Here is a 12612-nt window from a genome sequence, read left to right on the forward strand (position 1 = left end):
GGATGAGGGGAAATATTAAAAAAAAGAAAAAATCTAGACGGCAAAGCTTTCGCCACAACCGCAAGTGCGGGTAGCATTGGGGTTGATGAAGTTAAAACCTTTACCATTCAGCCCGTCGCTAAAATCAAGCTCGGTACCGATTAAATAAAGGAAACTCTTCACATCCACCACCACTTTTACGCCATTATCTTCAAAGGCTTGGTCGCCATCTTTCAATTCGTTATCAAAATCAAGCTTGTACGATAAGCCTGAACAGCCTCCGCCAGCCACCGATACACGCAAAAAGTATTCGCTGGGAAGGTTTGCTTCGCTGCGCAGAGCATACACACGCTCTTGTGCTTTTGGTGTTACTGTTATCATTTTCTTAGTCTTCTGTTTTAAGTTTACAGTTTTAAGTTATTATGCTGCTTACCCGATAACGGATAACCGATATAACCAACTTAATGTTTCTCTTCAATTGCAGGTAATCCGTTTTTAACGCGGTAATCATTAATTGCAGCCTTTATAGCATCTTCTGCCAATACCGAGCAGTGAATTTTTACCGGAGGCAATGAAAGCTCTTCAACAATATCCATATTGTCAATAGCAAGGGCCTCATCAACCGTTTTACCCTTCAGCCACTCTGTAGCCAATGATGACGAAGCGATAGCACTACCGCAACCAAATGTTTTAAATTTAGCATCGGTAATCATTCCGTCGTCACCCACCTCAATTTGCAAACGCATTACGTCTCCGCATTCAGGGGCACCTACAAGGCCGGTACCTACGTTGTTTTTGCTTTTATCCAACGTCCCGATATTGCGGGGGTTGCTGTAATGGTCTATTACTTTTTCTGAATATGCCATGATTTTAGTTTCAAGTTTTTAGTTTTCAGTTTCAAGTTGCTTTTGGCAACCACATCAATGTATATAATTTGCACATTATCAAATTTGCACATCGGCACATTTGATTAATGTTCTTGCCACTCTATACTTTTTAAATCAATACCCTCTTTAAACATTTCCCACAACGGGCTCATGTCGCGCAACTTGGCAACCGCTTCCTTCACGTGAGAAATAGTATAATCTATCTCTTCTTCGGTGGTGTATTTACTTAACCCGAAACGAAGCGAAGAGTGTGCCAATTCGTCATCCAACCCTAAGTTTTTCAATACATACGAAGGCTCTAAAGATGCCGATGTACAAGCCGAACCCGATGAAACGGCGATGTCTTTCACACCCATCATCAAGCCTTCTCCCTCAACATATTTAAACGATATGTTTGCTACGTGAGGCAAACGGTGTTCTTTATTACCGTTCAAATACGCTTCTTCCACTTCCAGCAAACTGGTTTCTAACCTATCGCGCAAAGCACGCAAACGTTTTGCATCGCTTTCCATTTCGGCAATGGCTATTTCGCAAGCCTTACCAAAACCCACAATACCGGGCACGTTTAGTGTTCCGCTGCGCATTCCGCGCTCGTGTCCGCCACCGTCCATTTGGGCAGTAACTTTTACCCTTGGATTTTTGCGGCGCACATACAAAGCACCAACCCCTTTAGGACCGTACATTTTATGTGCTGTAAACGAAAGCAAATCAATACCGTCAGCAATCACATCCACGGGTATTTTACCGGTAGCTTGTGTGGCATCAGTATGAAAAAGAGCTCCGTGTTTTTTGGCAATAGCCGATATCTGGCGAATAGGTTGCACCACTCCTATTTCATTATTGGCATACATTATAGTTACCAAAATGGTATCGGGGCGCATGGCCTTTTCTAGTTCGTCAAGATTAATCAATCCATCTTCACCCACAGCAAGATACGTGATTTCGGCACCTAGTTTTTCAAGGTGCTTACAGGTATCCAATACCGCTTTGTGTTCTGTAGTGGCAGTAATAATGTGTTTGCCTTTTTCGGCATACATTTCAAATACTCCCTTTATGGCAAGGTTGTTACTTTCTGTAGCTCCCGAAGTAAAAATAATTTCCTTTTCGTTGGCGTTTATCAGTTTGGCAACTTGCTCGCGGGCATAATCAACAGCCTCCTCGGCGCTCCATCCAAATGGATGGTTGCGGCTGGCTGCATTCCCAAAATTTTGGGTAAAATAAGGTATCATAGTTTGCAATACACGCTCGTCAACAGGCGTGGTTGCATTGCTATCAAGATATATGGGCAGTTTTAACATTGTGTGCAGAATTTGACTTATTTAGACTAATTCTAACTACAAAGGTAGTAATGATTTTGTTCATTCAACAAAAAAATTTGATGTTTGAACGTTGTAATTGTTGATTGCTTGATTTGCTGATTTGTGTATTAATGAATAACCTTGCCAAACTAAAACTCACCCAAATGTTTGGCAAAATTGAACACCTTGGCATAGCCGTTAAAGACCTTACCCTTAGCAATACCTTGTTTGAAAAGCTTTTGGGTACCGCACCCTACAAGCAAGAAGCCGTTGAAAGCGAAAATGTAATCACATCATTTTTTAAGGCGGGTGAGAACAAAATCGAACTATTACAAGCCACCCACCCTGATAGTGCCATTGCAAAGTTTATTGAAAAAAAAGGCGAAGGTATACACCACGTAGCCTTTGATGTGGAGGATATTTATGCCGAAATAGAACGCCTAAAGGCAGAAGGCTTTGTGTTTATTAATGAAACGCCTAAAGATGGTGCCGACAATAAACTAATCGCCTTCCTACATCCAAAAAGCACCAACGGTATGCTGGTAGAGTTGTGCATGGAGAAGAAGTGAGCTATGAAAACTCTTTTCGAAGATAAAATAATACGTTTGGTTGACATGTCGGCAGAGAACACAGCTTTTTTGTTGGCAAACAGCGTACAAAAGCAATTTGCCAAAGGCGATGTAATAGCTGTTGAGGGCAAAGTATGCACTAACTGTTGGTTTATTGAAGATGGTTATTTACGAGCTACTACTACAAAAGACGGGAAAGAAATACACCTTAATTTTTGGCTTGAAGACACTTTTGCTAGCAACCTAAAAAGTATGCGCACCCAAGCCGTTTCTGAGTTTTCTATCGTAGCGGGTGAAAAAACGAGGGTGAGGGAGTTTGAAGGAGCAATGCTGCTGAAACTTTATGAACGCTCGCCGCAGTTCGAGTCGTTTGGCCGCAAGCTGCTTGAAGAACTTCTGATAGAACAGGAAGAACATATCAACCTGTTTAAACTTACCACCCCAACCGAACGCTACCAATATATTGTAAAACATAAGCCTAAGCTATTGCAACGCATTTCACTTACTATGTTATCATCGTATTTGGGTATTAGCAGGGAAACATTGAGTAGAATAAGAAAGCGGTAACAAACAACAGGGCAATTGCAGCCACACCATATTCAACTCAGCCCAACATAACAATGCACTCGCATCTCGGTCATCCCGACCTTGTTTAGTGTTCTTACTAACCAATAACTTTTATTCAAATAGAGATAGCGTCCCAAAAGTATTCGGGGTCAGAATGAACAGCCGATGTTACCCTCATTTTGAGAAAACTTCCTTAACAACGAAACATTACAGATGACTCTCATTTTGTGACTTTTGACGCAGGAGCCTCTCACCTGCCTACCCCAACTTTGCACTATCATTTCAAAACAAACCACATGAAAAAATTACTAACACTATTGGGTGCGGCTTTATTGGCCATTGCCCTTCATGCTCAACAAAATAAGAAAATGAAAATTAACGTAAACGACACCGCACCTGATTTCATTGTTACAGATGTAAACAACAACAATGTAACCCTTTCAAAATTCAAAGGCAAAAAGGTACTACTTACCTTTTACCGCAATGTGGGCTGCCCTGTGTGTAATCTTAGATTCCACGAGTTAAGTCAGCACGATTCTTTTTTCAAAGCCAATAATGTAGTACTGATAGCCGTATACGAAAGCAGTAGTGAAAATATGCTTACCTACTTGGCTAATGAAGAAGTATACCCACGCATGATACCCGATAGCTCGCTACTATTATATGCGCTATACGATTTAGAACGCTCTACTGGTAAAATGCTAAAAAGTATGTTTAAGGGGGCTATGGGCAAAATGAAAAAGGGGGGGAAGCTATTTAAAGCAGAGATGAAACAAGACGGTAATGCTAACCGGATTGGTGCCGAATTTTTGATTGATGAAAACGGTATTGTGAGTATAGCCCACTATGGCAGCTACATTGGCGATGATTTACCTATTGAACAAATAATAACCGCAATCACAAAATAAACTATGAAGCAATTAATCATCGGTTTCATTGAAACCATTTGGAACCAACAACGATTTGAAAAAATTGACGACTTTCTGAGCAATGACTTTATTGATTTTTCGCTGCCTGAGGCTTTGCCAACAACAAAAGAGGGCACATTAATGTGGATAGAAAACACAGGTAAATCATTTAAACATCATACTGATATTGATACATTGGTGGCTGAAGGTAATATGGCCATTGCAAAAATCAGTTTTACGGCTACGCATATTGGTGAGTGGCGTGGAATACAAGCCGCAGGTATTAAATTTACTGTTACAGGCTACCGTACATTTAGGATAGAAAACGAAAAAATTACAGCACACTGGGGGCATATTGATGCTACTTCGATACACAATCAATTAACCCATACTGGCGCTGGATGCAAAATTCAGCAATAAATAAAAACTTAAATACTAGGGCAAAACTTACCACACCTGCCAGTCAAATCCTGCCGTTTCGGTGCGGCTGGTAGGTCGTTGTAAACCATCTGTCAGTCTCTCCACCTCAGTTCCTACAAATGTTTTTAACTCTTGTACGGTACAGGTTTGCTTTTCAGCTAATAACTGTAATACACAATAAGTAAATACCCCGTTTTGCAGCTCGCCCTTTTCATACGCTACTTGTGTTCCCGCCGCCGCTGATATAATTGTCGTCCCGGTACCTCTACCCACATCAGCAAACATTTCCTGCATCAGTTCAAAACTATTTTTCAGCCCCACAACTTGCTCATCATCCACCAGCAATTCTATACCATTTTTGCCCCCGTTATTAATGTGCTTAGCAGTATCGGAGAAAACCACCCGCATGCTCTCCATCTCATCTTTATCCACCTCACCGCTGTGGCAGGCATCAATCAACAACAGCTTCCTGCGCATAGGCAAACTGTCAAGTAACTGTTCCATCATCGTATACGGCAACCCGCCCTCATTAGGGTTTCTAAAATTTACCATGTAAGTAGACAAATAATACTCCAGTTGTTTATCCAACAACCCATGCCCTGAGTATGAAACTATTAAACGGTCATTTACATTCGCTTGTAATAATCTGTTTCGCAATGCCATTACCTTTTCAAGCGATACATTGCTATTAAACAGAGTATCTATCACCAATTGGTCGCCAAGTTTTGCTTTTAGCCCCTCTGCAAAATTTACAATGTCTTTAACACTGTATTTGAGATTATGTCCCGGTTCTTTAAATTCATCAATTCCTATACCTATAAAATAGATTTTAGAAGGGTTCGCTTCGTACTCAGCAACGATAGTAATTGTTTCGGTGGCGGATTTTACGCCGTTTACATCCGTTGCATATACTTGTACCACATTATTGCCTTTTTGCAACTTCACTTTGCAATTCACCTTCGCTTCTCTTCCACCTGAAACGGGCATCCCCTCTTTGCCAAACACAGGTACTCCGTTAGCCATAACTTGCAGTTTACTAACATCCGCATACAACGAACTGAGGGCTATTTCTAACACTACTTCATCAGAAGTTAGCACCAACGGAAGTTGGCTTTTGTTTACAATTTTTACCTCAGGTTCTTTACCAATAATGTTCTCTATTGTTTTTGCTTTAATTCTCCGCAAACGTTTCGCAACAGCCCCCTTCAATAACTCGTTGAACGCTTCGTTAGACGACCCCGAAAGCAAAACAACCGTATCCGGACGGTTAAAATAAATATCATATTCAACGGGTAAATACCCTTTGCCTTTATAAGCAAACGCAAGGTTATTAACCGCTGATTTATCCCCTCGATAAAGATAATTATTTGCTACCTCAATAAACTTGCGACCCGCATAAGAGGTAAAATACAACTGTGTATTATCATTTAATACCGTGTACATTTCTTCTTCAGTAGAAAACGTGAAACCATTACTTAAATGATTTACGTGAAAAAACGATTCACGCGGGGTTTGCTGCCACAACAACTCACGATTGCTTAACTTAGCTACATACAGCTCGCTATATGCTTCAAATGCAACTCTATCCGCTCGCATATCTACTTCAAACGAAAAGAACCGACTATCAGTAAATTCATACTTCTCTTTGGGTGTCGCTACTGATAAGTCAATACTATAAACCTCATTAATCAATTCACGACCATTTTTGGCTGTCCAATAATTGGTGCTATACCACAACACATCAAGGGTCTTATCAAACGTAAAATATCTTACCTCTACATCCTTTTTAAGCTCTATGGTAAATACTTTTTTAGCGCTCACCCAATCCCATATTTCTATACTGTGCCGCTTTTCTCCGGCATTTATTATTGCTAAGTATTTTTTTGAAGGGGAAACCGCAAACAATTCACCTGAAAACAGCCGTTTTAATTTATTTATCTCCAAAATCACCCCATTATTATTCACTACCATTACAGCATTATCACCTGCCAAGGCATAATTCCCCTCTGTCAATTTATTTACATTAATAATAGATTTGGGAAGCTTTTCTTCACTAATATTTTCTGTCGAAAATATTGGCCCTAAAATATTCAACTCAGCATTAAAATCAATAGTATAACTACTTAGTTGCATTTTATTAAACAGCAGCTTACACCACTTAGTCTGATTGTATTTAATAATGGCAAGGGAATTTTCTTTACTATCCAACACAAACTTGCACCATTTGCAAGCTATAGTAGTAGGTTGGGTTTTATTGCTTGAAAATACCACAAGAGTATCTGAACTATAATCCGCTTTATAGGCTATGATGTGGTAATTTCCCTGTTCATCAAATACCTTAAAAAATTGCGAGTATTTATCCTGTAATTGAATTTTTCGGAATGCAGGTTGGAATTTTTTGCGGTTAATATCGTATAAATCTTGATTGCGAGATGAAGCAAACAAATCCTGAATATCATCCGTTGCTGAAAGTAATTGTGTGCTGTCAGTACTCCAACAATAAAACTTAGCCATGTTGAAGGAAATAGGATAATGTAATGTATCCGCAGTAGATAAACTTACTTTTAGTAAACGACTAAAGCCATAATTCACTACTACACTATTTTCATTTGGGTACTTTAACACCCTAAATATTGAAGACGAAGAGGCTAACATACTGTATTTATCAACAGGATCTTGCCCATCTAATAATAATTCGTGTTCGCGCTTCCCGTCTTTATAAATACATATTCGTCCGTCGCCATAATCACCCCCCACATATTTAGCTGCTTGCGAAGGGATTGCAACTATACTTTTACCAACAGCTAACAGTTGATGAATGGCTGTGTCAAAGGCTCTGAACAAAGTGTTTTGTTGCAAACTCTCATTAATTCCGACGACATCTCCCGATAACGTCCCTGCCAATATTACACCATTTTGGGCCTGTGCTGCGAATGTTGTTATAAGATGTGCTGTTGGGGCAGTTTGTGTAACGGTTTCTGTCTTGGCATCAACTAAATATAACTTACAGTTAACAGGTCCTAAGTATTCGTTTTTCCCCTTATTATCAATTAAATAACTTATTGTGCTGTCCTTCTTCATAGGGTAGGTTTTAGTATGAATAAGCACTTTGGTTTCATCATCAGGCCACAGGGTAAAACTCTCTATTATCTCAGGAAATTTAATTTGGTTAAAAAAAGTATCCACCTTGCCGGTAATAAGATCGGCTTTTACTAATACCGACCCAGTAGAGATCAATACTGTTCCATCAGCCATTAATGCTGTTTTGCCCACTCCTTGTGCCCCCCAACTACCTGCCTCAAATACCAACGTGCCTACCTGTATTTTAGAGGTTTGGTCAATCAACGTGTAATTATTCCCGCTAATTACTAAAAACCAACTACCCTTTGCACTCGATTGCACATCCTCCAACCCTAAATCAAACGTTACTTGGCTCACCAATTTGGGCATGGTTTGCCCATAACCCACCGTTACAAGAAAAACAATAGTAAAAAGAAGTATGAAGCGATGTATTGCCTGTTTCATTACAGGCAAGTTATAAATTTCAGTTGTACTTGCCGTTATTCTACCCCTTTAAACCTTGCGGTAAAGTGCCTTAAGAAGGGCGGTTCATACGTTATTGCATAACCCTTGGCTTTATCGCGGTTTTCCAAAATATCATCAAACACATCTATCACATAATCGATGTGGCTTTGGGTGTAAACACGTCTAGGGATAGCAAGTCTAACCAACTCTTGCCTTGCAGGCACAAAGTTTTTGTTTTCATCGTACTTGCCAAACATTACGCTGCCAACTTCCACACAACGGATTCCACCGAATTTATATAACTCACACACCAATGCCTGCCCCGGAAACTCATGTTGGGGAATATGCGGATATAATTTTTGTGCGTCAATGTAGATGGCGTGCCCACCGCTGGGACGTACCACAGGAATTCCCTTGTTGTGCAAATGGTCGCCCAAGTAGGCTGTACTGCGAATACGGTAATTTAGATAATCCGCATCAAACACCTCTTGAAGACCTACTGCAATTGCCTCCATATCCCTTCCCGTCAATCCGCCATACGTAGCAAACCCCTCCGAAATTATTAATAAATTGGTGCAGTCTTGCGCCAGTTTAGAGTCTCTAAGCGCCAATATTCCACCCATATTCACCAACGCATCTTTTTTGGCACTCATTACAAACGCATCTGCCAATGCAAACACCTCTTGGGCAATCTCCAAATAGGTTTTGTGTTCAAAGCCTGCCTCGCGGTGCTTTATGAAATAGGCATTTTCAGCTATCCTGCACCCGTCAATTACCAACATAATACCCTGCTGTTTGCACAAAGCTGCCACATCACGTACGTTGCCCATACTCACAGGTTGTCCGCCTGCACTATTATTGGTAAGCGTCATAATCACGGCAGCAATATTTTGACTGCCATATTGTGCGATAGTAGTTTTTAATGCTTCCAAATCGATATCACCTTTAAACGGCGCTTCCTTAAAAGGGTCAGCAGCTTCGGGGCTTGGTAAGTCAATTGCAATTGCACCGCTAAACTCAATATTGGCCCGGGTGGTATCAAAATGGGTATTACTGATAAACACCTTGCCTTTACCTCCGATTTTACCGTATAAAATACGCTCGGCCGCTCGACCTTGGTGAGTAGGTAATATGTATGGCATCCCCGTAAGGTTCTTCACCACACTTTCAAAGTGCTCCCAGCTTTTAGCCCCTGCATACGATTCATCTCCGCGCATCATTGCCGCCCATTGATTATCACTCATTGCCGAAGTACCGCTATCTGTAAGCAAATCAATAAATACATCGTGTGATTTTAGTAAAAACGGGTTGTAACCTGCTTGTTTTAGCACTTCCTCACGGTATGCCTCAGTAGTAATAGTAAGCGGTTCCACCATCTTAATACGGAACGGCTCTGCCAATGTACGCTCTCTCTTTGCGGTCATAATTCAGAAAAATTTGACGCAAAACTATGCCTACACCAACGGACAAAAAATGATGAATATCAGCACATTCTTACCAGCCGCCACCGCCGCCACCGCCTCTGCCACCGCCACTATACCCCGAACCTTTTGACGCACTGCCTGAATTAGTAGATTTTGAGACTGAACTTTTTGAGCTATTGCTTTCCGAGGCTCGTAGAGCTTCCGCTTCTATTTCTTTCTTTTTATAATCCACTAACTGCTTCAACTCTTCTGTCCTTCTGCTCAACATTTCAGCGGCAGCCCTGTCGCTACTATGCCTGAAAATTGTCAAATCAGGTCTATGTTTCTCTTCGCTTTCAGTAGTATTACTGTTGAGTTCCTCTGTTATTTCAGTCAACCTTCTTTGATAAAAGTTACTGTAATCAACCCCCCAACTTCTTCTCATACTGTTTGATAACAGATAATAACCACCGGTAGAGTAAACAACGCTGTTTACCATTGTATTCTCTGCAAACCCGTCTGCTTCCAATGATTTCTTAATCGAATTTCCAAACGCAGAGGTCCATTCCTTTAAGCAATCTAAGGCAATTGCATAGGGCAACATTTTCTCAGGCACAAAATCCGCGTTAGGCTTGTTAATAGTGTTCATCCGCTGCGAGTCGGCAGTCGCTAAAAACATTCTCAGCCCCAAAATTTTGTTCAACAATGTTTCACCCGCTTGCGTGTACTTGGTATATCTTAAATCCAAAAGTTTGTGAACCAAGGCACACAACACAATTCCGGTTAAATAATACACAAAGGTTAACGCCGAAGGCTTATAGTGAATAGTCATTAATAAAACTGAAATTGCCAATGAAACGCCGATTAGAACACGTCCCCATATTTGCCCGCCTCTTTTATAGACAAACAATGCAGCATTCTTATTTTTTGAGTCACAATACCTTTTCACCTGTGCATCAAAATAGGCAACTTCTTCACTTGCCTTGTCCGGCTTAATATGGCCCGTCACAATTATTTCGGCATCCTCTATTAGCAGTTGTTCTGCCTCCTTACCGAAAGGTACTTTTTTATCAGTAGCTGCAATTAAATAATTGCCGCTACCGCTGCTATCTGCCGAAATAGTCAGGTATTTATTTACAGCTAAGTTTACCAAACTTGCAATGGTTTGGGATGGCTCATACCCTTTGTGGTAAATATAGCCTGCAAGTGCCGGGTTTACATCGTCGGGGGCTGTAAACTCAGGCACTATATTGGCCTTATTTTTATTCGAAGCCTTTAGTTTTCTCCAACCAAGTATTACAAGGTTTCTAATCAGTAACAGGATAGCAACCCATATCATAAAAAAGGGGCCGCTGTTAGAAAACAAAATAATTGACCATTCAGGTTCACGGGAAATAATGCCTTCAGGGATTGAGCAAGCAATGGTTAACCCTTCATTCTTTAGCATTCCTCCGTTTGCAGCAAAAACAAGACTTGAGGTTTTCGCGTCAAATTTACCGTAGCAGTCTTTGGCAGAATCTCCATATTTTCCGGTGTAGCAAGAGAAAGAGTTTACTGTTGACCCCTCAGGAAACTTAACTGCGCAACTAATACTGTCAATATCAAACTCCCAACCATTCCCATTTACGTTCCAATACAGTTCATCATACCCTTCACCATACTTAAATGGCCTTTTTACAGTATAAATTATTTTATAAACATGACTGCCAAATGATAAAATGGAGTCAGGATTACCAATATATAGCAGTTTACTTCCTGCTTCAAAATCATCGTCATATTTTACAGGCTGGTTGTTCAAGAGGATGCTGTCAACCCTAACAATCATTTTAAAATTAAGTCCTGAGCCTATATCATAACTATCAGGTATATACCTGACAATTCCTTTATTTATAGACCCTGTTTCTGTGTTTAAAACCGCTATGGTCTCCACAACACGCATGGTTCCATCCTGGCGGATTTCAAAATCGGCGTGAAATGATTGAATTTTATCTGCCGCCAAACCGGCCTCAAAAACACTTTTAAGGTCATCCATCGCCTTAATTGTTGCCTTTGCTATATGTTTAGTGAGTTTACCGAACTCTTTAGCCTTCCCTTTTTTTGTAGCTATGGACTCTTTGCCGGGTACTACGTCTGCTCTATACAAAACCTCATCCCAAACTTTTTTATTAAATCCTTCTTTAACAGAATTAAAATATTTTTCGAATTTTTTATTATCGAATTTGGAATCAGAAATTTTATTTGAATACACTAAAATACTGGCATCTATCGCACTATCTATTTGATGATCTACACAATAGTGAAGCTGTTTTCCGTTACCATCTAAATATTTTTGTGTTTGGCTATACGATACATTAAAAATACCAATAACCAGCAGCAGGAAAAGTAATACCCTCATCAATTAATTATTTATCGGTAAAGTTAACTTTAGGGACTTTCTTGGCTTCAGGGTCTTCTGTAAAAAACACTTCGGGCTTAAACCCGAACATCCCGGCGATAAGCACCTTAGGAAATACCGCTATCGATTGATTGTACTCCCTAACAGTACCGTTAAAATACTTGCGAGCTTCTCTTATATGCTCTTCTGTTTCGGTTAGTGTGTCGTACAAATCTTTAAAATTTGAATCTGCTTTTAGCTCAGGATAGTTCTGCGATATAGCAAATACATTTCGCAAAGCCGAGCTAAGACCAATCGCTACCTCGCCTTGCTCTTTTGCTCCAACTGCAGCAATACCCTTACTGTGCCACATAGAAATTTCTTTCAAAATCTCTTTCTCGTGCGAGGCGTACCCTTTTACAGTTTCAACAAGATTCGGTATCAAATCAAGTCGTTGTTGTAAATATGCTCCCAAAGTGCTTTGGCCTTCATGCACCAAAATACGTTCCTTTACTAACTCGTTGTAAATACGTACTACAAAAAATAAAATAGCTAATAAAACAATTCCTAATACAACTACCATTTTAATTACAGTGATTTTAAAGTGTAATAATACTCCATTCTACTATTTAATACAAATAAAGCGATGGTTTAATACCCTTCATTGTTAAAAAAGTAAACG

At 40.1% G+C, this 12612-nt stretch carries 11 protein-coding genes; 4 read left to right on the plus strand and 7 right to left on the minus strand.

The genetic code is table 11. From position 1 onward, the window contains the following. Nucleotides 1–33 precede the first annotated feature (33 nt). The 3 genes from F9K23_07095 to F9K23_07105 all read right to left on the minus strand — a co-directional run bounded on the left by F9K23_07095 (nucleotide 34) and on the right by F9K23_07105 (nucleotide 2164). Nucleotides 34–360, minus strand: coding sequence for an iron-sulfur cluster assembly accessory protein (locus F9K23_07095; GenBank protein ID KAB2916961.1), 327 nt, complete (start codon nucleotides 358–360; stop codon nucleotides 34–36). Nucleotides 361–440: 80 nt separating this feature from the next. Continuing rightward, a complete protein-coding gene (gene iscU / locus F9K23_07100) occupies nucleotides 441–845 on the minus strand; it encodes a Fe-S cluster assembly scaffold IscU (GenBank protein KAB2916962.1) in 405 nt (134 codons plus the stop codon). 104 nt (nucleotides 846–949) lie between these two features. Continuing rightward, complete coding sequence (locus F9K23_07105; protein KAB2916963.1) at nucleotides 950–2164, minus strand: IscS subfamily cysteine desulfurase; 1215 nt, start codon at nucleotides 2162–2164, stop codon at nucleotides 950–952. A gap of 164 nt (nucleotides 2165–2328) precedes the next feature. Between F9K23_07105 and mce the strand changes: the two genes are divergently transcribed. From mce to F9K23_07125, 4 genes are all read left to right on the plus strand, one after another. After that, complete coding sequence (mce, locus tag F9K23_07110) at nucleotides 2329–2733, plus strand: methylmalonyl-CoA epimerase (GenBank protein KAB2917023.1); 405 nt, start codon at nucleotides 2329–2331, stop codon at nucleotides 2731–2733. A 3-nt stretch (nucleotides 2734–2736) separates the two neighbouring features. Beyond that, nucleotides 2737–3300, plus strand: a complete 564-nt coding sequence (locus F9K23_07115; protein KAB2916964.1) for a Crp/Fnr family transcriptional regulator — start codon at nucleotides 2737–2739, stop codon at nucleotides 3298–3300. A gap of 296 nt (nucleotides 3301–3596) precedes the next feature. After that, the gene (locus F9K23_07120) at nucleotides 3597–4208 is read left to right on the plus strand and encodes a redoxin domain-containing protein (protein KAB2916965.1); all 612 of its coding nucleotides are present in this window, start codon (nucleotides 3597–3599) and stop codon (nucleotides 4206–4208) included. Between the two features lie 3 nt (nucleotides 4209–4211). Further along, a complete protein-coding gene (locus F9K23_07125; protein ID KAB2916966.1) occupies nucleotides 4212–4628 on the plus strand; it encodes an ester cyclase in 417 nt (138 codons plus the stop codon). Between the two features lie 27 nt (nucleotides 4629–4655). Here F9K23_07125 and F9K23_07130 read toward each other — a convergent pair whose 3' ends face one another. From F9K23_07130 to F9K23_07145, 4 genes are all read right to left on the minus strand, one after another. Continuing rightward, nucleotides 4656–8153: a caspase family protein gene (locus F9K23_07130; protein ID KAB2916967.1), complete on the minus strand. Its 3498-nt coding sequence runs from the start codon at nucleotides 8151–8153 to the stop codon at nucleotides 4656–4658. A gap of 35 nt (nucleotides 8154–8188) precedes the next feature. Continuing rightward, nucleotides 8189–9577, minus strand: a complete 1389-nt coding sequence (locus F9K23_07135; protein KAB2916968.1) for a tryptophanase — start codon at nucleotides 9575–9577, stop codon at nucleotides 8189–8191. A gap of 70 nt (nucleotides 9578–9647) precedes the next feature. Then, nucleotides 9648–11951, minus strand: coding sequence for a DUF2207 domain-containing protein (locus F9K23_07140; GenBank protein KAB2916969.1), 2304 nt, complete (start codon nucleotides 11949–11951; stop codon nucleotides 9648–9650). Nucleotides 11952–11958: 7 nt separating this feature from the next. Beyond that, nucleotides 11959–12513 carry a LemA family protein gene (locus F9K23_07145; GenBank protein ID KAB2916970.1) on the minus strand — a complete coding sequence of 185 codons (555 nt, stop codon included), beginning with the start codon at nucleotides 12511–12513 and terminating at the stop codon, nucleotides 11959–11961. Nucleotides 12514–12612: the final 99 nt, after the last annotated feature.

This window comes from Bacteroidota bacterium (assembly GCA_008933805.1).
Classification (GTDB): domain Bacteria; phylum Bacteroidota; class Bacteroidia; order UBA8524; family UBA8524; genus SB11.

Bases quoted from the DNA above. Each gene is read 5' to 3' on its own strand.
- F9K23_07135 (KAB2916968.1), bottom strand. From the start codon at position 9,577: ATGACCGCAAAGAGAGAGCGTACATTGGCAGAGCCGTTCCGTATTAAG.
- iscU (KAB2916962.1), bottom strand. From the start codon at position 845: ATGGCATATTCAGAAAAAGTAATAGACCATTACAGCAACCCCCGCAAT.
- F9K23_07140 (KAB2916969.1), bottom strand. From the start codon at position 11,951: ATGAGGGTATTACTTTTCCTGCTGCTGGTTATTGGTATTTTTAATGTA.
- F9K23_07115 (KAB2916964.1), top strand. From the start codon at position 2,737: ATGAAAACTCTTTTCGAAGATAAAATAATACGTTTGGTTGACATGTCG.
- F9K23_07130 (KAB2916967.1), bottom strand. From the start codon at position 8,153: ATGAAACAGGCAATACATCGCTTCATACTTCTTTTTACTATTGTTTTT.
- mce (KAB2917023.1), top strand. From the start codon at position 2,329: ATGTTTGGCAAAATTGAACACCTTGGCATAGCCGTTAAAGACCTTACC.
- F9K23_07145 (KAB2916970.1), bottom strand. From the start codon at position 12,513: ATGGTAGTTGTATTAGGAATTGTTTTATTAGCTATTTTATTTTTTGTA.
- F9K23_07095 (KAB2916961.1), bottom strand. From the start codon at position 360: ATGATAACAGTAACACCAAAAGCACAAGAGCGTGTGTATGCTCTGCGC.
- F9K23_07120 (KAB2916965.1), top strand. From the start codon at position 3,597: ATGAAAAAATTACTAACACTATTGGGTGCGGCTTTATTGGCCATTGCC.
- F9K23_07125 (KAB2916966.1), top strand. From the start codon at position 4,212: ATGAAGCAATTAATCATCGGTTTCATTGAAACCATTTGGAACCAACAA.
- F9K23_07105 (KAB2916963.1), bottom strand. From the start codon at position 2,164: ATGTTAAAACTGCCCATATATCTTGATAGCAATGCAACCACGCCTGTT.